At 33.6% G+C, this 20,935-nt stretch carries 23 protein-coding genes, 1 pseudogene and 1 other annotated feature; of the genes and pseudogenes, 15 read left to right on the forward strand and 9 right to left on the reverse strand.

Features of this window, described 5'->3' with window-relative positions:
• Position 1 precedes the first annotated feature (1 nt).
• The 6 genes from OU989_RS09905 to OU989_RS09930 all read left to right on the forward strand — a co-directional run bounded on the left by OU989_RS09905 (position 2) and on the right by OU989_RS09930 (position 5,018).
• Positions 2-493: an immunity 22 family protein gene (locus OU989_RS09905; protein WP_274796974.1), complete on the forward strand. Its 492-nt coding sequence runs from the start codon at positions 2-4 to the stop codon at positions 491-493.
• Between the two features lie 531 nt (positions 494-1,024).
• Positions 1,025-1,825: a nucleotidyl transferase AbiEii/AbiGii toxin family protein gene (locus OU989_RS09910; RefSeq protein WP_274796975.1), complete on the forward strand. Its 801-nt coding sequence runs from the start codon at positions 1,025-1,027 to the stop codon at positions 1,823-1,825.
• Between the two features lie 136 nt (positions 1,826-1,961).
• Positions 1,962-2,441 carry an RNA polymerase sigma factor gene (locus OU989_RS09915; RefSeq protein WP_274797313.1) on the forward strand — a complete coding sequence of 160 codons (480 nt, stop codon included), beginning with the start codon at positions 1,962-1,964 and terminating at the stop codon, positions 2,439-2,441.
• Positions 2,438-2,956 (forward strand): hypothetical protein, encoded by a 519-nt coding sequence (locus tag OU989_RS09920; RefSeq protein ID WP_274796976.1) that lies wholly within the window; start codon positions 2,438-2,440, stop codon positions 2,954-2,956. The genes OU989_RS09915 and OU989_RS09920 overlap by 4 nt, the downstream gene beginning before the upstream one ends.
• A gap of 238 nt (positions 2,957-3,194) precedes the next feature.
• Positions 3,195-3,971 (forward strand): basic amino acid ABC transporter substrate-binding protein, encoded by a 777-nt coding sequence (locus OU989_RS09925; RefSeq protein WP_274796977.1) that lies wholly within the window; start codon positions 3,195-3,197, stop codon positions 3,969-3,971.
• 438 nt (positions 3,972-4,409) lie between these two features.
• Entirely contained in the window at positions 4,410-5,018 is a 609-nt protein-coding gene (locus OU989_RS09930) for a YpjP family protein (RefSeq protein ID WP_274796979.1), read from the forward strand.
• Positions 5,019-5,609: 591 nt separating this feature from the next.
• Here the strand turns inward: OU989_RS09930 and OU989_RS09935 are convergent.
• Genes OU989_RS09935 through OU989_RS09945 form a run of 3 tightly spaced genes read right to left on the reverse strand, consistent with a single transcriptional unit; the run spans position 5,610 to position 6,884 of the window.
• Positions 5,610-6,194 (reverse strand): TetR/AcrR family transcriptional regulator, encoded by a 585-nt coding sequence (locus tag OU989_RS09935; protein ID WP_274796981.1) that lies wholly within the window; start codon positions 6,192-6,194, stop codon positions 5,610-5,612.
• 30 nt (positions 6,195-6,224) lie between these two features.
• Complete coding sequence (locus OU989_RS09940; protein WP_274796982.1) at positions 6,225-6,539, reverse strand: DMT family transporter; 315 nt, start codon at positions 6,537-6,539, stop codon at positions 6,225-6,227.
• 3 nt (positions 6,540-6,542) lie between these two features.
• Positions 6,543-6,884, reverse strand: a complete 342-nt coding sequence (locus OU989_RS09945) for a DMT family transporter (RefSeq protein ID WP_274796983.1) — start codon at positions 6,882-6,884, stop codon at positions 6,543-6,545.
• Between the two features lie 655 nt (positions 6,885-7,539).
• On the opposite strand from OU989_RS09945, the pseudogene OU989_RS23705 reads away from it, so the two are divergent.
• Both OU989_RS23705 and OU989_RS23710 read left to right on the forward strand, forming a co-directional pair.
• A pseudogene (locus OU989_RS23705) lies at positions 7,540-7,848 on the forward strand (PAS domain-containing protein); the annotation flags it as partial.
• 60 nt (positions 7,849-7,908) lie between these two features.
• Positions 7,909-8,265, forward strand: a complete 357-nt coding sequence (locus tag OU989_RS23710; RefSeq protein WP_396631774.1) for a methyl-accepting chemotaxis protein — start codon at positions 7,909-7,911, stop codon at positions 8,263-8,265.
• Positions 8,266-8,388: 123 nt separating this feature from the next.
• Here OU989_RS23710 and OU989_RS09955 read toward each other — a convergent pair whose 3' ends face one another.
• The gene (locus tag OU989_RS09955) at positions 8,389-8,934 is read right to left on the reverse strand and encodes a CBO0543 family protein (RefSeq protein WP_274796984.1); all 546 of its coding nucleotides are present in this window, start codon (positions 8,932-8,934) and stop codon (positions 8,389-8,391) included.
• 21 nt (positions 8,935-8,955) lie between these two features.
• Positions 8,956-9,441 (reverse strand): CBO0543 family protein, encoded by a 486-nt coding sequence (locus OU989_RS09960; RefSeq protein WP_312507282.1) that lies wholly within the window; start codon positions 9,439-9,441, stop codon positions 8,956-8,958.
• Between the two features lie 402 nt (positions 9,442-9,843).
• Between OU989_RS09960 and OU989_RS09965 the strand changes: the two genes are divergently transcribed.
• The 5 genes from OU989_RS09965 to OU989_RS09985 all read left to right on the forward strand — a co-directional run bounded on the left by OU989_RS09965 (position 9,844) and on the right by OU989_RS09985 (position 14,244).
• Complete coding sequence (locus OU989_RS09965; RefSeq protein WP_274796986.1) at positions 9,844-10,257, forward strand: YjdF family protein; 414 nt, start codon at positions 9,844-9,846, stop codon at positions 10,255-10,257.
• 244 nt (positions 10,258-10,501) lie between these two features.
• A complete protein-coding gene (locus OU989_RS09970; protein WP_274796987.1) occupies positions 10,502-11,002 on the forward strand; it encodes a hypothetical protein in 501 nt (166 codons plus the stop codon).
• A 302-nt stretch (positions 11,003-11,304) separates the two neighbouring features.
• Entirely contained in the window at positions 11,305-11,571 is a 267-nt protein-coding gene (locus OU989_RS09975; protein WP_274796988.1) for a DUF4190 domain-containing protein, read from the forward strand.
• A 177-nt stretch (positions 11,572-11,748) separates the two neighbouring features.
• Positions 11,749-12,000: a binding site (T-box leader), on the forward strand.
• A 79-nt stretch (positions 12,001-12,079) separates the two neighbouring features.
• Complete coding sequence (locus OU989_RS09980) at positions 12,080-13,441, forward strand: amino acid permease (RefSeq protein ID WP_274796989.1); 1,362 nt, start codon at positions 12,080-12,082, stop codon at positions 13,439-13,441.
• A 404-nt stretch (positions 13,442-13,845) separates the two neighbouring features.
• Positions 13,846-14,244, forward strand: coding sequence for a hypothetical protein (locus OU989_RS09985; protein WP_274796990.1), 399 nt, complete (start codon positions 13,846-13,848; stop codon positions 14,242-14,244).
• A gap of 401 nt (positions 14,245-14,645) precedes the next feature.
• Here the strand turns inward: OU989_RS09985 and OU989_RS09990 are convergent, their stop codons facing one another.
• The 3 genes from OU989_RS09990 to OU989_RS10000 form a co-directional block, all read right to left on the reverse strand.
• A complete protein-coding gene (locus tag OU989_RS09990; RefSeq protein ID WP_274796991.1) occupies positions 14,646-15,569 on the reverse strand; it encodes a GNAT family N-acetyltransferase in 924 nt (307 codons plus the stop codon).
• Positions 15,570-16,134: 565 nt separating this feature from the next.
• A complete protein-coding gene (locus OU989_RS09995) occupies positions 16,135-16,890 on the reverse strand; it encodes a glycosyltransferase (RefSeq protein WP_274796992.1) in 756 nt (251 codons plus the stop codon).
• 605 nt (positions 16,891-17,495) lie between these two features.
• Positions 17,496-17,933 carry a carboxymuconolactone decarboxylase family protein gene (locus tag OU989_RS10000; RefSeq protein WP_274796993.1) on the reverse strand — a complete coding sequence of 146 codons (438 nt, stop codon included), beginning with the start codon at positions 17,931-17,933 and terminating at the stop codon, positions 17,496-17,498.
• Between the two features lie 372 nt (positions 17,934-18,305).
• Here OU989_RS10000 and OU989_RS10005 point away from each other — a divergent pair, with 372 nt between their 5' ends.
• Positions 18,306-18,809 (forward strand): Rrf2 family transcriptional regulator, encoded by a 504-nt coding sequence (locus tag OU989_RS10005; RefSeq protein WP_274796994.1) that lies wholly within the window; start codon positions 18,306-18,308, stop codon positions 18,807-18,809.
• A gap of 543 nt (positions 18,810-19,352) precedes the next feature.
• Positions 19,353-20,024, forward strand: coding sequence for a serine/threonine protein kinase (locus tag OU989_RS10010; protein ID WP_274796995.1), 672 nt, complete (start codon positions 19,353-19,355; stop codon positions 20,022-20,024).
• Between the two features lie 375 nt (positions 20,025-20,399).
• Here OU989_RS10010 and OU989_RS10015 read toward each other — a convergent pair whose 3' ends face one another.
• Positions 20,400-20,789, reverse strand: a complete 390-nt coding sequence (locus tag OU989_RS10015; RefSeq protein WP_274796996.1) for a spore coat protein — start codon at positions 20,787-20,789, stop codon at positions 20,400-20,402.
• Positions 20,790-20,935 lie beyond the last annotated feature (146 nt).

The raw sequence follows: 20,935 nt of genomic DNA on the forward strand, positions 1-20,935 counted from the left end.
CATGAATTATGAAAACGAAGGCTATGTATCCATTTGGGCAGGTAATTTTACTAATGAAGAACAGCTAGCTACCTATCTTAATACAGTTTATCAAGGTGAAGAGGAAACGGACGAATCATTTTCACAAAAGCTTAAGCAGCTTTTTTTAGCAAAAAATGAGCACCGTCCCTGTGAAGAGGCTTTTAAGGCGCTATATGATGAGTTCTATAATCAATTTGAATATGATTTTGGTTTAACATTCGATGAGGATTTCTGTGAGGCATTATTTGATGAGGTTTCTTCTAATCAACTAGGGCAACTTATACGTGATGAATTCTCCTATGCTCAGCAGTTTAAACATCAATTAATAGAAAAAATAGGGAAGGAGTTACCCAATGCCTATAATACAGTGGTTTTATTATATGATGTGAAGTATGAAGGACAGATTCAACATATGCATTATGAAGCATTTCACTTGGATTTTATTGGTTCTATCAAAATGCGGGAAATTTAATATTACCATTAAAAGTTTTTCGTCAATTACGTATTTACTTTTATGAAATTAGATGTTATAATAATACACGTGCTATTTTAGGTGGCATATTTCCGTAATCTGGCATTCTGCTTTTTGTTTTTGTAGATACTTATTCACACTGGCGCATGCTTTGGGGCTGCAAGGACGCAAAAGATGGTAGGGTTTGCGTTGCTTAAGTTAGAAAGCTCACAGTGGAATTTTACCGCGGTAATGAAACGAATACTGTTTCAAGATAATATTCCCCAGATGATTGGGTTGAGACTTTTACAATTTACGAAAATGTTACCTATAAATACTAAAGGGGTGGTTTCGCACAAGCGAGGCTGCCCCTTGTCTAATTGTATAGCCTGTCGTGCTTTTTAACGACAGGCTATTTTTTTATACATACTATATTGGTATACATTACCGTTTACTCCATTCAGAAAATAAGTAATAATAAAAGTATGAATTTTAGTAAAAATCTAAATTCCGAATAAGAAATCTGAAAAATCAAAAATGTGAGGGATGTCTATGGAAAATATCAATACTCTTTCAACAAATGTAGCAGCTCAATTAATAAATTTAGCTGAATCACGGCAAGAAAATTTGCAGAAGCTCGTTTCACTTTATTGTCAAGAACGGCTACTATATCGCCTAGCTGGATCATCCTATGACGATCAATTTTATCTAGATGGAGATACATTATTATTTGCATTAACAGATGGGCTGGTAAAGCATTCAAACGTACTTACACTAACAGCTAGAAAAAGCATCCATCAGCATGACATTGTCAATCAGGCATTGAAGGAAATTTGTTTGATGACAGTTGAGGATGGGATTGAATGGTTTGCAGAAAAGATAGAGTCTATATTAACGGATAATAGTATTCACATAACAATACCAGTAGCATTGGCTCAGATGACCACATACATAGAAGTAAAAATTACCTTTAATGAAAGCGCGCGAGTGATGCCGAAAACAATTATTTTCCCAAGCTTGCTAGATTGTAAGGCTGCGGTACTTTATACATATCCAACGGAGTTTGTGCTTGCACAAAAATTTATAGAAATATATCAATATCCAGCGTTAGAGAAGACTGCAAAGGCCATAGAAGATGTTCTTTCACTGATCCAAACGCAAAACATTGAAGGGCGTGCTTTACAGGAGTATATTGAGGAATTATTTGATCGTCATCACTTTACCATCGAATTAAATCCTACGCTTGAAATATCAGGCGTTCTGAAACACTTTTTTAATCCTGTATATGAAGTCATTTTAGATGAGGATGAATTTTTTAAAGAGTGGCAGTTTGACAATCAGGCTTGGCAATAACGATAGACAACCCCGTGAACCTCATATTGTTCACGGGGTTTTACATATTTTTGTCTCTTTTTTTATTTAAATGATCTGTTGCACGAATAAATGAAGTTGAATCGTATTATGACATGAAGGAGGTTAAGTGAAAAATATGATAACGTTTGCTGGCTTGTGTGTTCAAGAAATTGTTCAAACCTATAGTGACATGCTTATACGAATTGCTGTGCAACAGACAAAAAGTATGTCTGAGGCGGAGGATATTGTACAAGAGGTTTATATGACACTGATGAAACAGAAAAAGCCTTTCGCTAATGAATCGCATTTAAAGGCTTGGCTTATAAAAGTGACATTCAATAAATGCAAGGATTATTTTAAATCTTCTCGTGTGAAGAAAACGGTTCCAATTACCGAAGACATGTCCTTTATCGCAAAAGAGGAGCAAATCGTTCTTGCTGAAATTTTTGAGCTTCATCCTAAAGAGAGAGCCATTGTTTATTTACATTATTATGAAGGCTACACAACTGCAGAAATTGCCAATTTATTAGAGATAAATGTCAACACAGTAGGCTCCAAGCTACGAAGGGCACGAATGAAGCTGAAAACGATATTAGAAGAGGGGAGTAAAGTATGATGAATGCTTATAAGAATGTGATGAAGCAGATTCATGCTTCGGAGGAATTTAAGGATAAGATGCAGAAAGAGATGTTGGCATATGAAAAGAAAGAAAAGAGGGCCTTTATGAAAAAAGTAAGAATAAGTGTGGCAAGTTTAGTTGCCTGTGCAGTGATTGCAGTAGTTGCTATGGTTCATACAAACAATGATACAACAATTGATTTAACGGAAAGAATTGTAGCGGATCATTCTGCACCTGCAGCAAAAGCATTAGTAAATATCGAAGGAATCATTACAGCAGTTGGAGAGGATGGGCTGAGCTTTACACTAGATAATGGAATGGAAGTCGTCGTGACAGATGAAACTAGAATTGGAATCGATGGTCCAACAGCACCACCTAAGGAAGAACAATTATTTGAGCCTACCTTTAGAGTAGGTAATTTAATAAGTGGCTTTACAGAAAATACTTCCTCACAACCAGTTCAGGCAGCTGTCATTTATACAAATTGGAATTTTGAACAACCGATACGATGAAGAATCCCTTTAGAGGGATTCTTTTTATTATGTATAGGGATAGGCTATACCATGAGTACCTTACCAATAAATCCTTTATATACTAAAAATATGAATTAATATAAAGAAAATATTATGTTTATACAAAAAAAGTATTGTCTAATGAGAATGATGTCTTTATAATTTACCTAATAGTCTTATATTTCCGAATTGCGAAAAATAATACGCATTATGGAAAAATAGAATAGGGGGATGGGCTATGAAAAGAAAGTTAATGGTGGTACTCACAATTGCGGCAGCCTTCACACTCGTTTTAGCGGGCTGTGGTGCAAAAGAAAATTCATCGTCAGGAGATGGAGAAGGTAAAAAAGTGTATAAGGTAGGAACAGAAGCTACATTTGCTCCTATTGTCTCACTCGACGATAAAGGAAATATTGTAGGAATTGATGTGGATGTTCTACAAGCTATCGCGGATGAAATGGATTTTGACGTGAAGTGGGAAAGTATTGGTTGGGAGCCAGTATTCCAAACAATTAAAAATGGTGAGACGGATATCGGTGGTGCAGGAATTACCATTACGGACGAGCGTAAAGAAACATTTGATTTTACAGAGCCGTATTATGAATCTCAATTATTAATCGTCGTGAAAGAAGATTCAAAAATTAAATCGTTGGATGAATTAAAAGATAAAAAGATTTCCGTCCAAATTAATGCTACTGGTCATATGGCTGCTAAAAAATTACAGGGTGAATCAAGTCCAAATATTTTTGCATTTGAAAATCAACCAATCGCTATACAGGAGATGCTGAATGGCAACGTAGATGCAGCAATTGGTGATAATTCAGTCGTTTACGAATATATCAAAGCACATCCAAATGACAAGCTAAAAGTAATTAAAGATGATTCCTTTGAAAAAGAATATTATGGCTTTATGGTTCAAAAGGGGAATAAAGAGCTTTTAGATAAATTAAACGAAGGCCTTAAAAAGATTAAAGAAAACGGGAAGCTGAAGGAAATTACGGGTTCAGATTTTTAATAGTAAAGGCTAGCATAAACAAACCGTAGAAGCTCACGATAGGTGATTGTCTACGGTTTATTTTGATATAAAACCAAAAAAAGATTGGAGCCACTGTATTAGCTCCAATCATTCTTACTCAAACATTCCTGTACACATGCCGCTTTTCACCATAGTATGAACTTAAAAATAATAGCAAAGCCTTGAACGCGTCATGTTACATTTGAATGATGCAAATTGACTAAATTAGTCCGTAAAGCATAAAGATGATAAATAACCTAACATTAATAAAAGTCCAATACCCATTACGATGTCCATGCTTTGTACCTCCTTTAAAAAAACGACACATTATTCATAAATATTGTACAATGAATTATAGAAATATGAAACCTTTTAATGGCCAGAACGTATATAATAATAGGAGAATTACCAATTTGTACATAAAGCGTAGGTGATAAAATGAAAACGTGGGTTAAAAAAAGTATAGTCATCATGGTTGCGTTTTTAACATTTGGTTTAATCACGCCTACCCATGAGATTTGGGATGCACTCGATCAAAATCCTTCGAACCGTGCATCCATTGGCCCTGCTGCTGGGACAAGCACAGCCCTAGCTGCTGAACGTGAGGATAGCAGTGACGAGCAGCTACAGATACAAGAGGAAGAGATTGACTATAATGCCTTACTCATGGATGCAGCTAGAGAGCAATCGTACATAAAGTTTGGCACAAAAATTGGTCCAAAAATTAGTCATGAATTCGACAACATCATCTTCCCAAAAATGGAGGAAGCCATTGCGATGACAGTTGCTACTTTGGACGAGCAATCCCTAGCTTCATTAACTATCTCTGAAAAGCCAAGTGGTCATTATGGTGAGAAAATTTTCAATGTTATCAATAATGAAACTGGAACAGATCTAATTCGCTTCCATGTGCGTACAGAAAAAAGACCACAGGAAGGGTACTATTACAACTTCCATTACCACAGTGCAGAGGACAACTTCATGGCACACTACAACCTGGGCGATATCTATTGGGAAAAAAACACGCCACCTAAGTGGTTGTCATAAAAGACTTGAAACACTCGTTTACATGGCGAGTGTTTTTTTGTGCGAAAACGCTTATAGCAGGTTTTATTCGGAGCACCGAGGGCAGAGGTGACGATTAAATAGTAAGGAAAGTAGATAGTAGATTCATATTATTCATTGGGGAGGTTCATGAAATCGTTAAATTTGATATTACACAACACCAAAAGAAACGTTTATTACGCTTTGGAATCAAGGTTTAATACAAGTAAGGTAAGCTGGCTTTGATTGTGCTGGATCTTGAATGGCTGAACAAATAAAGCCAAGAGCTGGAGGAGTATTAGGTAGAGGAAAGTGGTTGGTTGAAAAGATATTGTTCAGAAAGGATGAATGAAATGGACTGGACTGTGAACAAAGGAAATTGTATTAGCAAATGCTATTGGAAAGAAATTAGATACAGGTGGTTATGCAGTAGACTTTCTCGTTAGTTGAACTTTAAGTAAAGATAGGGGAAGGTAAATCCTTCTCCCTAATCTAAGAAACATCTTCTCTGGACGGATATCATAGTTTATACAATAAATAAGAATTTTATGTAGCGAATCTTATTATACTCTGTCACCCAGAAGCAGTGGACATCTATTTCAATATTCCTTTCCAGAATACTTTCCAAGTAGATGTTAGTCTTCTTTCATATTCTTCAAATGAATAATTCATGAGATAGAACAACATTCCATCTAGGAGACAAATAAAAGATGTTGCAATGTTTTCTTTTTCGATAAACTGATGATCGTCTGATTTAACATCTAAAATCATATAAAGTAATTTTCTAATTTTATTTTCAACCATACTGTTTTTTTGAGTGATAATTTCTTTAAATCTTTCTGGTGGAAAAACCCCATACCGTTTAAGAAAAACCCCTCTGTCATTCATATAGTAGTATTCATTTAATTCTCCTAACAACTTATATAACTGATCTTTAATGGAAAGTGAACCTATAGTAGATGCTTGATCATCAATAAATTTTACATAGTCATCAATCACAAATTCTACTATTTTTTCAAAGAGTTCATCTTTACTTGAAAAATAAGCATAAATGGAAGGTGTCTTAATGTTGACTTTAGATGCGATATCTTTAAGAGAAGTTTCCTCATAACCTTTTGAGGAAAATAATCTTAATCCATGTTCTAGAATGTTTTGTTTCGTTTCTTCTCCTTTTTTCATTTCCTCACCTCATTTAGAAGTATATACAAATTAGGACACAAGCTTAAGGCCTACGATACTAATTATAATACCACCAACCAACATTAATTTTTTTATACTTTTCGGCTCATTAAAGATTAACATACCAAGTAACACACTACCGGCTGCCCCAATACCTGTCCACAGCCCATAGCCAATACTAATAGGAATTTCTTTTAATGATAGTGAAAGAAAGAAAAAGCTCAATCCCATGCACATGATCAACAATATTGTCGGTTTAAGTTTTGTAAATCCTTCAGTTAATTTAAGGCTAATAATGCCTCCAACTTCAAATATGCCTGCCATTACTATAAAAAGCCATCCCATATTTTAATCATCACTTTCTGTTTCTGTTTCATTGGATACTATTTTCAAACCGATAATGCAGCTGATTAATATTAATACTAAAACAACTTTTGTAAAGCTCACTGGATCACCTAACAAAGTCATACCTACTATAGCTGTTCCAAAGGCCCCTAGTCCTGTAAAGACCGCATAGGCAGTTGATACAGGAAGAACCACTAATGTTTTCGAAAAACACCAAAAACTTAACACCAGTAACAACAATGTAGGAATTAGAACACTTATATTCGTAAAGCCATCAGAGTACTTTAATCCAAGTGCCCAGCCGACTTCAAAGATACCTCCAAGAATCAGATAAAACCAAGCCATTAAAATCTCTCCTTCTTCAAAATTAATTTAGTTACATTAAATTAACTAACATTCGTTAGATTTTTTGTGGGAAAAATATGACTTTAACACCTTCATTAAAGTCCTTCCTTCAAATAGCGCAATTATTACCTAACGTTAGTTAGATTTTATAATAAGAAACTTAAAGATACAACCCCTATATTTTAGGATCTGGCCGGTATGCTGAAATCATACCTTCATATCTTCATTAAGAGGAAAAGATACTTTCGTAAATCGCTAACAAATAGTAACTATATAGAAAGAGACATATGTGGTTAAAACCTAGAATGTGCTACAAAGTTCATTACTTAGAAAAAACTGCATCAGGTACTTTAAGAATTTGTATCATATATAGGTTCCGATTTTGATAAGGTTTCAGAAGTAAGTGAGTACCTGGACTTTTTTATGTTATTCAAATGCACATGTTAACAAACACATAAAAATATTAGTATTGTGCTCAAATTGAACGAAATAAAGAAATTTATAGAAAAAAAGAATTAAAAAAGGTATAATCAATTCAATTTAGAAAATTGGTTCATAAGTAATGGAGGTTAAATGTTTGAGCACTACTTTTATAGCAACTACACAAGTTTTGAATGAAAAAGCAGTTATATCTGCACTTGAATTAAATTTAGCAATGATAGAGTTTAATTTACAAGGCGAAATAATTTGGGTTAATAAAAACTTTTCTAGCACTTTAGGATATGAAGTGAATGAAATGAAAGATATGGAACATAAACAATTATGTACGCAAGAATTTAGAAACAGTAAAGAATACGTTTTATTATGGGATAACCTTCGCAGAGGAATCAAGTTCCAGCAAAAAATGCAGAGAGTCGGTAAAAGGGGGAATTTATTATGGCTTGAAGCTACCTATATACCAATTCTAAATGACAAGGGAAATGTAGGTCATGTTTTGAAGATTGCCACAGATATTACAGAACGTGAAAATAAAACAAGGGATGTTATAGCTCAATTAAATGATATATCTACAGAATTAGGAAATTTGGTTGTTTCTAAATCTAATGAAAACATTCAAGCACTTAATTCTCTAAAAGAAGAAACTAAATTAATAAGTGAAGTATCTAAAAAGATAAGGTATATCGCTTCTCAAACAAATTTATTAGCATTAAATGCAGCCATTGAAGCAGCACGTGCTGGGGAGCATGGGAAAGGATTTGCAGTGGTTGCCGATGAGGTCCGTAAATTAGCCAATAATTCAGATGAGGCTATCAAAGATGTTAGCTCTTATGTAGGGCACATTACTGATGAAGTAACAAAGGTTAGTGATATCACGGAAAACTTACAAAAGTTAGTTGAAAGCACTCAACTAAGGATTAATAAAATTATGAATGAATTTTAAAAAGTCTAGAAGTAGTAAACAAATACCAAGGCTAAAATACTTGGTATTTGTTATTTTCTTAATTTTTATCTTCCCTATATTCAAGCGCAAGATGTTTTTTTTGTAAATTAATGTACAACTTAACTACTGATAATTTTGGTCCAAATGCTTAAATTTATTGATTAACCATTTCATTACAATAGCTATGACAAAATAGGCTATAAATGAATAGGTGTATTTCCAATGATAGGGTTCATATATTTGTAACCACACCAATAATGGTTCCAATAAAAAAGAGAATACAAAGGCATTTACCATCGCTGCAATTGTAAAAGCTTTCCACGTTTTAAAATACTGGTAAAACAACATATAAATTATAGGCATTTGTAGTCTGTGGATTTCGATAGGTAAATGTAAAGGTGTTATTGTAATTGGATATTGCCATAATCCTAACCAAAAACCTGCTATGTCTGCCAATATTGCTATAGTTCCTACAAAAAATCCATATGTGATAATCTCCATTATTCTTTTTTTATCTAAAATAATGATCCATACGATTAATAAACATAAAGATGTAACTGAAAGAATCCACCAACTCAAGGTAAAAACGTTTTCACTTAACCAATACTCTGTTTTTATATTTCTAAATTGTTGTGTGAATTCTTGAACCTCTTGCCAAGTGGGGTGCATCACGATCCTCCTGATTCGGAATTAATCTCTCTTTACTGTTAAATAATTTGATGCCCATTTATGATGGATGTAGAACATAATAAATAAAATACAATCAGTGACATAGGAGAATCCTAAGTTCCACCATAAGCCATATTCAATAAAGCCTGTCGTCAAATAAAGCAGTTCAATTAAAATGACAAATATAGACCAATAAAATATATGTCGTGTAATAGATAAAAAATTTTCCTCTTTAGGTAATGACTGTAGAAAAAAATAGATAACCACAAAGTATATCCCAAAACCATTTAGAAGATTAATAAAAAATTGTTCGATCTTTGTTCCTGGATATTCCCATAAAGGGTAAACAAACATCATCAAATTCGCAATTAATGATAAAATAATACCAACGTAGCATGTGAACACATATAGTGGGAACTTCTTTTTATTAGAAAAAAATAAAAATGCAAGCCAACATATAAAAAAAGAGACTGTTCCAATCAGCACCGAATAAACACCTTCTATCACAATCTGTCTTGTGCTACTTCATAATAATATCTTTTGACAATATCTCAAATATATACTTATAGTGCTGAACTATGCCATAACATTTAGTCTTTAAACTGAAGTATGATTAATTCATTAAAATTTAAACTATAAAAAGTAATTTCAATGAACCCAAAATAGGGTGTTTTGTTCCCCGTTTAGATCTTTATCTTATGAGAGTTCCTTTTTTATCTAATTTAAGCCAAGTTATAATCAAAATATTTATTTTTTATTACAAAAAATACTAAATTATTTATAATATATAATTGAATGAAAAAACACGATTCGGTTGGTAGTCCGGATGCATCAAAATGACGATGTCAGTAGCCTTCCCCTCCTCGGGATGTCCATCATTCAAGTTTAAATTATGAGGGGGGACCTACTATGAAACTAACCATTTATTATGATGGCCAATTTTATATAGGGCTAATAGAAAACATTTCTGAAAACAAATACAAAGCATATAGGTATGTTTTCGGCAATGAACCTAAGGACCACGAAGTCTTAGATTTTGTAAATAAAAACTTGTTTGATTTTATCAATAATGATAAACATGGTGGAATACCGATCAAACAAGATACAGTAAAAAAAATCAATCCAAAAAGACTTCAAAGAAAAGTTGCTAAAGAACTTAAAAAACCTAGTATTTCAACTAAGGCTGAAGAAGCTCTTAAAGCAGAATTTGAACTCAGAAAAAAAGAAAAATCTGTTACCAGCAAACGACTGAAAGAAGAACGTAAAGAGTATATTAGGAATATCAAGGTTCAAAAGGCTAAAAATAAACATAAGGGTAGGTAACATCTTTTTTTACTGGCAACATTGGTTGTCAGTTTTTTAGATTATTATTAAACTTTCTCTTTCAAATTTTTCCTTGTGGTAATTTGTTTGTTGGATATTTATGTTAAAATTAATTTTAAAAGATTAACTCTTCACAAACTAAATATCGTAAAGCCATGAGGTATCAGAAACACAGTAACTATTAAGCTTAGTCTATTTGAAAAACAAGATGTAGCCTTTTAGCTTAGGAATGGAAGTGAGATATATGGATGAAAGAAATACAACAATGGAAACATACTTTCATACAAAGGATATTGCCAAACGAAACGCATTATTAAAGCAATTCGTATTTGACTTGCCTGAGAACGGAAAGGACTTTTTTCTAAAAGTGTATAAAAAAGAGCGATATTTGGATATGCGACTTACGGCCATTAGAGGATATGCTGCCTTTGCAAGCGAAGAAGAAGTTGCCATATTAATGAATAAGATGTTGGAAATCTTAAAAAAGCGTGCCGAAAGTACTCCATATAATTATCAGGAATATGAAATTTTACGATCATCTTTTCTGATGCCTTACTTGCTGGAAAACTATCCATATGACTGCTTCAAAAAATTTAATGAACAATTAAAAAAACAGTACGATGCCATGCCGGAAGTTTTCAAAGGAATTTTTACATGTGATGATAAAGGTGACCATATTCAACTAATTCCTCCCGCAATAGTGCGGAAAAAGATTGATGGTTTCCTTCGTGGAGAACAACAATAGTACTAATGGGTATCGTGCTGAAATGATTAAGCCATTTATTTTGAATGGCTTTTTATTTTTTACTTCATTCTCGCAGAGGCAACAATGAACAAATATCCTTTCTTAATAATCGTTTAGGGGAGAATTATGCAGATCGGAATACCAAGTCCAATGTGCCTTTTTCAGTGAGTAACACATTTAAAGAAAATCATTATTGGAGCAAAGAAATTGTGAGGATTTTCACTTAAACTAAAGGGGAATTTTACTGGAATAGTTTGCATGGTATATTGTGGTAATATAAGGTTGTAAAGGGGGAAATCTAAATGGTTAGAAATGCTCAAACAAATAGTAATTCGGTAATTTCTTTAACTCTTGGTATTCTTTCAATCTTAATACCATTTATCGGTTTGTTTTTGGGTTGTATAGGTGTTTTAGTGGCTAGAAAAGCGACAAAAGAAATTGTACAAAATAACCAAAGTGGTAGTGGATTAGCTATTTCCGGTTTAATTTGTAGCGTGGTGGGAATTTTCATTCAACTCTTTGCAGTACTTAGTATTCTCGTTTTCTATTCTGTAAGAAGTGTAGGATAGTATTTAAGGCTCTTATTAAACAAAAGAGTATGCTTAAAAGAAATTTTAAGTGGTAAGTTGTACTATAGTAAAATGTTATAGGTAATTTAAGCAGGTTATGAAGAAATTTTAAAAATTATATTGACAATATAATTTTTTGCTGTAAAATGAAAAACAATTCAAAAATATTTGTATAGAACAAAGGCAATGAAAAGAAATAGTATCAATTATTTTTACGAACAGAAAGTTACCGGTTGATGAGAGGTGCATGTAAAACGATTGAGAATTCATCTTGGAGCTGTGTACCGAAAAGATTATTCTTAGTAGGCTACGCCGGTGAGCACCCGTAATCATGTGCGAGAGTATCGTCAATTGACCGTACTTCTTAAGGTAAGTAATGTGAATTGCTTATAAATTAAAGGTGGTAACACGAGTTGAATCGTCCTTTTGGTTAATCCAAAAGGGCGTTTTTTTTATTCCTTTTTTGAGCAAGTATTTGAAAATCTAAACGTAATAGGAGTTAGTCATTATGAAAGACAATCATCAAGATTCACAGCTAAAGCGCGGATTAAGTACGCGGCACATACAATTAATTGCACTTGGCGGATCCATTGGGGTCGGTTTATTTTATGGCTCTAGTTCAACCATTCAAATGGCTGGGCCATCTATTTTACTAGCTTATTTAATTGGCGGATTAGTTATTTTCACAATTATGAGAGCATTAGGCGAAATGGCAGTAGAGGAACCTGTGTCAGGCTCATTCAGTACGTACGCGAATAAATATTTAGGACGCTTTGCAGGGTTCTTATCTGGTTGGACGTATTGGTTCATGTGGATAGTCGTTGGTATGGCAGAATTAACAGTAGTCGGTGTATATATTAACTACTGGTTCCCTGATATCCCACAATGGGTAACTGCCCTTGTAGTACTTGTTATTATGACGCTTGTAAACTTAGCAAATGTAAAAGCTTACGGAGAATTCGAATTCTGGTTTGCGATGATTAAAGTTGTGGCGATTATCGGTATGATCGTTCTAGGATTAGCTATTATTTTCTTTGGTGTTGGTAACCACGGTGAAGCAATTGGCTTCGACAATTTATGGGCACACGGTGGCTTCATGCCAAACGGATTCCATGGTATTTTAATGTCACTAGTATTAGTTATGTTCTCATTCGGTGGGGTTGAGTTAGTTGGTATTTCCGCAGGAGAAGCCAAAAATCCTAGGAAGTCAATTCCTTCAGCTATTAACAATATCGTTTGGCGTATTTTAATTTTCTATATTGGTGCATTAGGCGTTATGATGGTTATTTATCCTTGGAACGAAGTTGGTTCAGAAGGTAGCCCATTCGTTCAAATTTTCGATTACGTTGGTATCCCTGCTGCGGCTCACATTATTAACTTTGTTGTCATTACAGCAGCAATGTCCGCATTTAATAGTGGTTTATATGGTTCAGGACGTATGCTACACAACTTATCAGTACAAAAAAATGGTCCAAAATATTTTAAAACAGTAAGTAAAAACGGTAGTCCGCGAAGAGGGATATTATTTTCTTCAGCGATGTTATTAATTGCGGTTGTCTTAAACTATGTAGTACCTGAAAAAGTGTTCATCTATATTTCTGCTGTTGCGACTGTTGCAGTCATAACGAGCTGGATGATTATTTTATTAGCCCAATTGAAATTTAGAAAGTCAAAAACGAAAGAGGAAGTAGCGGAACTGAAATTCAAAATTCCGCTCTATCCACTTTCTACTTATCTTGCCATTGCATTCTTATTAATGGTCATTGTGTTAATGGCATTTATTCCGGATATGCGTGTTGCCCTATATGTCGCACCAGTTTGGTTTATCATCTTATTTGTTGGATACAAAGTAGTAAATGTTAAAAGGTAGTTACATTTCATTTAACTGATATTTCTTTAACAAAGACAGATGTAAAAAAGTCAATTTGGTTAACTCGTTTAGTTACACCTATATCAAGATTAATAATTTTTATACACTAGGAACTACCGTTAATAATGTTCCCAAATGTGTTGAAACCAGATTCCATATTCAATGGAATCTGGTTTTTTGTATTTTATTAGATATTTGTAATGCAATTATATATCTTGAAGCTGTATTGAAAACCATTTACATAGTCTGAAAGTTTTCTAAGGACGTTTAACTTATCTATTGATATTAATTTGGATGTATATTCAAATAATAATTTATTGAAAAAATGCGTAACAAACACTTGCCCTTACTATAGTTGTTCTTAAACATAATATAGAAGGAACACATTGAGAGGAGGTGATTTTATGGGGAATTGTAAATGCAAAGGATATAAATGTATGTGCCATTACAAGGAGAAAAGGTATGATGATTATGAAGGACATGGTCATTATACAGAGAATACTTTATTAGATATTCTTGTACAACTCCAAAAAATCGAGCAACAGCAAGAACAGCTACAAGCACAAGTGCAAGCTCAGGCCCAAATTCAAGCGCAACTGCAAGCTCAAATTCAGGCACAAGCTCAAGTTCAGGCTCAGCTTCAAGCACAAATTCAAGCTCAAGCACAAATTCAAGCCCAGCTACAAGCTCAAATTTCAGCGCAGCTACAAGCTCAAGTACAAGGGCAGGCTCAAACTGATACCGATACAATATCTAATGTTGGAAATCCAAAAGTATTCGTGATAAACGTCCCAGCTGCATAAATTTGATTTGACAAGTAAAAAATGGCCATCTATCGAAATTAATTAGATAGATGGCTTTTTGTTATATATCGTTATACATAATCACAATACTGATTGTGTCGCTTGTAACTTTTCTTGTTAACATGTCCTAAATTAGAATTGAATAATTGGTTTAGAATTTATTGATTAACAAAAGATTTGTTCTTAAAAAGTTACTTAAATGATTTTGTGAGGAACCAGAACAATGATAAAAGATCATGTGACTATGAAATGGATAGCGAAGATCTAACTTACGAATCCTTGCCAGATGCAATTTATACCACGTATGTGGAGTACTATTCAATGTGTTTCAGAAGGACAATTAAATCTGGATTGTATTAGCGGAAAAAAAAAGAGGGGCGGATTACCCCTCTTTTTTTAATCTAATTCAGTGTTGTAAAGTACCTTATCTCTTCATTAGCCGTATAAAATCCAACAGATTCGTATAAAGATAAAGCGGACTTATTTGTAGTTAATACCATGAGGGTAGCGGAATGTATCTGATGAGATTTTAGATAACCCAAAGCTTGTGTAAGCAAAAACTTAGCGATGCCGCGCTTCCTCCATGGTTCACGGACAAAAACATCCTCTATTACACCATAGTCATTCTCTCGCCATACCATTAGTCCGCCCACAAGGGTATCTTCTTGACGTATGATCATCGATGTCCATAGTTTGTTTTTCTTGTATTCAGTTAATCTATTAAGTCCTAGTGGAGTGTCAGGCCAAATTTCAGCTTCTACATCTAGGTAATCTCTTTCCTCGCGAGATGTCTCCATCTTCCAATTCGAAAATTGAAAGCCTTCTTGGAGAAATAATTCAGGAATAGGTTTATTCAAGTCACGATTCATGCGAAACAAACTGTTCAGATGACGGAATCCTTTTTGGATAAAAAATTGATTGTTTGCTGTTTCTGTTGAATCGTTACCAACACAAAGTATTGTTCCATATTCTTTAGGTAGGTTATCCTTTAATTGATTGGCTCTAAAGAAAAGATACTGATAGACTTTATCGAGTAAATCAAAGTCACTTTCTCTTTCGGGAATAGTTTTAAGATTAATGTATAGAGAGTGATTGTTTTCTTTTGAACGACCAGGGGGGACAACGTTAATTATGCTTACTTGCCCCTTAGCGACCATTTTTCCATTTTCAAATGCACAATAAACGTTACGCCAATTATCTTCATCACCGACCCACCAAAACGTTGCATTTTCTTTTGCAGTTACTAATTGATATAACTCGCCAAGTAAAGGCATATCTTCATGTTTGAAATGACGAATGGAAATCTCTGTTGATGATTCGCTCAAAATAATACCCCTTTCAAAAGTAGGGGGTTTCGCAGTTTAGAGGGCTAGCTATGCGTTTTCCCCTTTAAAAATTTGCCCTTTACTAATAATTTCTTAATCACATAAAACGCCTCCTTTAACTATTATTACCATTTAAAGTAACACACTTTAATACGTGTATCAACATCATTTCATCTCTATGTATATTTATTCCACTTGCATATAGTCGCAGTTCAAATCATTTACATCCACAGATATTTTTTGTGCAACAAAAATGCTTAGAGAGGTACTAAGACTAGAGGTAGTAGCAGTAACCTGTCATCACTTATATTATTTTATTCAACAATAGTGTCTGAATGATGTTGAGCCTTAAATATAGGACTGTTCAACAATTGAGTGCGTTACTTTGGTAAAGGCGATAAAGGGTTTCATTTTGGTAAATTTCTAGAAGCAATAAACTAAAAACCAGGCGCTCGAATGAGTACCTGGTTACGGTTAGGTTGAATACGCTTACTTCAAATGAAACTATTTTATCCTGCATCTTTGTTACCCTTTTAAAGGGTAATAAAATCATTGCGTTTATTCATCATCTTGCTTGATCTTCATAATAGGCTTCATTTGCAGCCTTATGATTATTGCCTTTTAAGTAAGCTAAAATCAAACTAGGTCGTTTAAGTAAAATCCAGTCCCCATAATGATCGAAACGCCTGCAAGAAGTGATCATACCATTCTTTATTGTTCCGTATTTTTTTCCATTTGTTTTTCCTAATTGTTTTAATCGTTTTGCAAAATCAGCATCTTCAGCCATAAGCATCTTCTCATTAAAACCTTTAATTGCTTGGAAATCCTTTCTATAGCACCAAAAAATCCCTACAGAAATAAAACCATATTTAAACAATAAGGGAACTATCAATAGCATGGTTGAAACAATGATTCCAAGCGACACTCTCTCGAAATTTCCGTTTACTCCTCCTCCAATGTATTGATTAGAAGCTAGATGCTTTTCAACTTCGGATAAAAAATGTTCAGTCATTCGAGTATCTGCATCGATTGTAATCAAGATTTCACCTTTTGCTAAAGCAGCTCCCGCATTTCTAATTTTGGATAAATTTTTATCTTCATTTACCAATGTTACACAATTGTATGACTTTGCAATTTCCTCTGTTCTATCTGTACAACGGTTAAGCACCACAATCACTTCAACTTGATTTTTATAAAGTTGTGCAGCTTTTGCAATTGAATCTAGGCATCCACCTATATACTTTTCTTCATTATGAGCGGGTATTATAACGGAAAATTTCACATCATTTTCATTAACAATAAATTGCTTGTTTTCGGACATAGCAAAATCCCTCTCCCTAGTTAAAATTGGTCCTTACAAATTTAGTATAACATTTACATAAATATCTTTTTGTGTAAAATTTATAACATTTTATTCGATTACTTCATCAAAGCAAAGATTGTGTTTGAATAAAGGTTTCGATCTTGAAAAAGTTCCGGATTCAATAACTAAAAACCAGACTATCGAATAGGGTCTAAATTTAATCATTTTATTCTTCACGTCATACTATTAAAATCAAAATATGATAAGAAAATTTGAAAATAAAGCAGCCTAACAATTAATAACGATAAGATACTATCCAATTTGAACTCTGGGAAACCTAAGTGGTTGATAAAACACCGAAAATTCTCGTAGACATTTTTTATGCGAAATCGTTGTTATATCAGCGTTTAGGTCTTTTAATGAATACGATAATTTCCCATACGAAGCCTTCTAAAGAAGAAATAATGATTAAACCAGAGCGAAGGATAATGAAGAAATCAGTCGCTTGTTGGTGGAATGTGGTACTGAACTTGTCATTTCTTGCGCTTACCCGGGAAATTTTTTTATTTCCTAACTGGAGCAACTAATAAAGAAAAATAGCTACCTGTTAAGGCAGCCATTCCTTATTCTGCTACATTGCCCATCGCTATAGAAATTCGATTCCAGCTATTAATTTGATTAATCAAGATAACTAGATCGACATACGCTTTTTCATCAAAATGCTTACGTACACGTTCATATAAAACATCAGGAACTCGTTTTTCTGGAATAAGTGTAATATGTTCCGTTAATTCTAATGCTACTTTTTCAGCTTCTGAATAAAATGTACATTCTCTCCAAGCACTAATACAGTATAAACGTTGTTCCGTTTCTCCCATCTTTTTAGCATCAGCAGTGTGCATGTTGATGCAATAGGCACAACCATTAATTTGAGAGGCTCTAATTTTAATGAGTTCACGAAGTTTTCTTTCGATAGCACTTTTCTTCGTGTATTTTTCCATTTCCATCATGATCTTCATAGCATCCGGTGCAATTTCATAGTAATTTATACGTTGTGTCATTGTGAATCCCTCCATTATTTATTAGCTAATTAGCTAATTCAATTGACTTTGTTAACTACCTATCTAAAACAACCTCTCTATATAGATTAATTTAATTAACTACTTCATGGTCCTATTTATTTTTTTATCAGTTTGTAGAAATTGTCTCATAGAAGTCTTTGAATCCACTTTGGGGTGTGCTTGAGCAAAGTAGTTACTACATAAAAATCCTCCCATATAATAAAGATTGAATTAATCGTCGATTAAATTAATCGTTGATTAACATTGTCTACAATATACGCTTTTAACTATCTTTTGTCAAACTGATTCATTTATGTATTTCTAAAATGTGTTACTATCATGGTAAGGATAATGTTTTAAGAAGGTGAAGTAATGAAATATAGTGTTATGGTTGAATATGCACTACATAGTCTTGTTTATTTAATCGATGTACCACCAAATGAAAGTATTGGCATAAAAGATTTATCTGAATTTCAAGGATTATCAGAGACCTATCTTTCAAAAGTTTTAGGGAAGTTGTCCAAGGAAGGGATTGTAAGTTCCGTATCTGGAGTAAAAGGGGGGTATCGACTCAATAAAAAACCACAAGATATTTCATTTTGGGATGTTGTGCGTGCCGTAGAAGGTGAAGATCCGATATTTCAATGTAAGAATATTAAAGCGAATTTTGCTTATCAAAAAACAAACGAACAGTGTGAATCCTGTATAGGTCAATCGAATTGCACGATTAATAGTGTAATGCTAGAAGCTGAAGAACAAATGCGTAATTATTTAAGAAGTAAAACAATAGCTTGGTTAGAAGAGGAACTACAACGGACATTACCGGGAAAGCAACTAGAAGAAGCAAAAAACTTCTTTAAAAAAGGGAATAAATAACTTCAGAAGGAAAAAAACAAACCAGCTAAGTGGTAGTCAAGAAGGATGCGAAACACTCGTTTACATAGCGAGTGTTTTTTTGTTTAAGTTATTTTTAAAGCGAATAGTGAGATCTTTTGCATACAGAAATTTTCATTAAGCAAGCGACGATTTGACGGTTAAAAAGGGTCACTAGGTTTGAAGTGACATTAAACAGAAATACTAGATGAATTTTTTAGAGTTATCTACTTTGATTAAAGCAACCACTCCACAGTTCTCGATAAATTGAGGGCAATCTAGAGCAACAATAGAAGTACATCAAATACTTTGAAAGTTTTTAATGAAGATGGTTAAGGGTAATTGTTACTGATAAAGAGGAAGAGGGGCATTGGTTCTTCTCTAGCCATTGAAGCAGTATACTTCCATAAGAAGAATGTATTTTGGAAGAATTTATCGTTTTCCTAATGTTTTGAAGTGGACGTGTAGGGAACTAAGGATATAGTGCGACATTTAGGAGATAGTATTCTATAATCCTTCTTCAATCCAAATGATGGGAGAGATAATATGGAAAACGACTGGAACAAAGCTATAGGTTCTCTTTCTCAAATAAACGTTTTTTCAAATCCAAATAACGAGCCAGTAACTATAAGTGGTGAAGCGGATGATTTGAGGTGTATCGGTGTTGGGACAGATGCGGCTGTTTTTCAATATCTTTCTGCTCCAGCTTATGCATTTAAATTATATGCCAAGGACAAAGTACACAAGGTAAAAGTTGAAGCAAATGTTTACCGAATATTAGGAGATTCACCTTTCTTTTCAACATGTTTTGCATCATCCGACGAATACCTTGTTTTAAGTTATGAAAAAGGAAAAACGCTCTTTGACTGCATTCTACAAGGTATTCATATTCCAGAACAGGTTGTAAATGAAGTGGAGGCTGCAAGAGAATATGTCCGGATAAAGGGCCTTAACCCTCGTGATATTCATTTAAAAAATATTTTATTACAAAATGGCAGAATTAAAATAATTGATGTCTCTGAATACACCCAACCAGGCAATGATTGTCGATGGGAGCATTTAAAAAAAGGATATGAGCAATACTATCATCTAATAGACGGAAATTCTGTGCCGTTCTGGTTAGTAGAAACGATTCGAAAGTGGTATAACCTGCGGGGAAAAAATACTTCATATGAAGAGTTTACAAAAAATATTTTAAAACTATTGTATAAAAAATAATTGACTACTAGATGGTTTCATATTTTGAAGCGCTACTCACACCGGGTAGCGTATTTCAATTAGGAAGAGAAGCGCAAACGACAATGCATCATATTCTAAATACATCATTTACTGGCCTTGTAAGATATTTCTGGAGAATATAACATAAAAAAAAGGCCGTAGCGTTTATAGACGCTACAGCTCTCGAAATTTCAAGCTTCTTGGTGGCAAGTTTGTATATAGAAAATGTTAAGCAAGGATGATGGAGCGTTGCTTAACATCATTTTCACTATGATGAATAATAATAATTTTACTTAGGCAAGCAGCGAAGATTTTAAGAGAATTATTTAAAGTCTTCCCACAGAAAATCGTCTCCAACTATATCTGGTGGAAATATTAATTAATGAAATTTTGAGGAATACATTCATGAACACCAGAATTTCTCAATGAGTTAAATAAAGCTGCACCGATTCTTAACATAACAAAGTTATCAGTGCCATTTTCTAATTCATATATCACAAAGTAAGAATTATCGACTGTAAAAATACATTTTCGTTCTAATTCAAATCCAGGTGGTACAGGAGGAAGATTAAAACGTGGTACAACTACAGGTGTATCTCCTTCATCTCTAATAAAATTGAAAGTTTGTTCGTCAATTTCATAGATATTAACTGGATCAATCTCCACACCTTTTTCTGGAATTGTGATTTCATCTTCAACTAATAGGAAAAAGCGTTCGTTTCGAAAATTGAAAATGCCTCTCGCTCCAATTTCAAATGTTGCCATTTTATATTCACCTCCTCTCTTATAAATAAATTATTCATATCGAATACAGTTATATAGACAATAAGGAAGGTAGAGTGAAAAATATGTTCAATACAGATATTAGCCATTATAATACTAGACCGATGTCTATCCTCTAAGATGTATAT

Source organism: Lysinibacillus irui, from assembly GCF_028877475.1.
Lineage (GTDB): Bacteria > Bacillota > Bacilli > Bacillales_A > Planococcaceae > Lysinibacillus > Lysinibacillus irui.

Coding starts and splice junctions, on each gene's coding strand:
- OU989_RS09905 (WP_274796974.1), top strand. CDS start 2: ATGAATTATGAAAACGAAGGCTATGTATCCATTTGGGCAGGTAATTTT.
- OU989_RS09910 (WP_274796975.1), top strand. CDS start 1,025: ATGGAAAATATCAATACTCTTTCAACAAATGTAGCAGCTCAATTAATA.
- OU989_RS09915 (WP_274797313.1), top strand. CDS start 1,962: ATGATAACGTTTGCTGGCTTGTGTGTTCAAGAAATTGTTCAAACCTAT.
- OU989_RS09920 (WP_274796976.1), top strand. CDS start 2,438: ATGATGAATGCTTATAAGAATGTGATGAAGCAGATTCATGCTTCGGAG.
- OU989_RS09925 (WP_274796977.1), top strand. CDS start 3,195: ATGAAAAGAAAGTTAATGGTGGTACTCACAATTGCGGCAGCCTTCACA.
- OU989_RS09930 (WP_274796979.1), top strand. CDS start 4,410: ATGAAAACGTGGGTTAAAAAAAGTATAGTCATCATGGTTGCGTTTTTA.
- OU989_RS09935 (WP_274796981.1), bottom strand. CDS start 6,194: ATGAAAAAAGGAGAAGAAACGAAACAAAACATTCTAGAACATGGATTA.
- OU989_RS09940 (WP_274796982.1), bottom strand. CDS start 6,539: ATGGGATGGCTTTTTATAGTAATGGCAGGCATATTTGAAGTTGGAGGC.
- OU989_RS09945 (WP_274796983.1), bottom strand. CDS start 6,884: ATGGCTTGGTTTTATCTGATTCTTGGAGGTATCTTTGAAGTCGGCTGG.
- OU989_RS09955 (WP_274796984.1), bottom strand. CDS start 8,934: ATGCACCCCACTTGGCAAGAGGTTCAAGAATTCACACAACAATTTAGA.
- OU989_RS09965 (WP_274796986.1), top strand. CDS start 9,844: ATGAAACTAACCATTTATTATGATGGCCAATTTTATATAGGGCTAATA.
- OU989_RS09970 (WP_274796987.1), top strand. CDS start 10,502: ATGGATGAAAGAAATACAACAATGGAAACATACTTTCATACAAAGGAT.
- OU989_RS09975 (WP_274796988.1), top strand. CDS start 11,305: ATGGTTAGAAATGCTCAAACAAATAGTAATTCGGTAATTTCTTTAACT.
- OU989_RS09980 (WP_274796989.1), top strand. CDS start 12,080: ATGAAAGACAATCATCAAGATTCACAGCTAAAGCGCGGATTAAGTACG.
- OU989_RS09985 (WP_274796990.1), top strand. CDS start 13,846: ATGGGGAATTGTAAATGCAAAGGATATAAATGTATGTGCCATTACAAG.
- OU989_RS09995 (WP_274796992.1), bottom strand. CDS start 16,890: ATGTCCGAAAACAAGCAATTTATTGTTAATGAAAATGATGTGAAATTT.
- OU989_RS10000 (WP_274796993.1), bottom strand. CDS start 17,933: ATGACACAACGTATAAATTACTATGAAATTGCACCGGATGCTATGAAG.
- OU989_RS10005 (WP_274796994.1), top strand. CDS start 18,306: ATGAAATATAGTGTTATGGTTGAATATGCACTACATAGTCTTGTTTAT.
- OU989_RS10010 (WP_274796995.1), top strand. CDS start 19,353: ATGGAAAACGACTGGAACAAAGCTATAGGTTCTCTTTCTCAAATAAAC.
- OU989_RS10015 (WP_274796996.1), bottom strand. CDS start 20,789: ATGGCAACATTTGAAATTGGAGCGAGAGGCATTTTCAATTTTCGAAAC.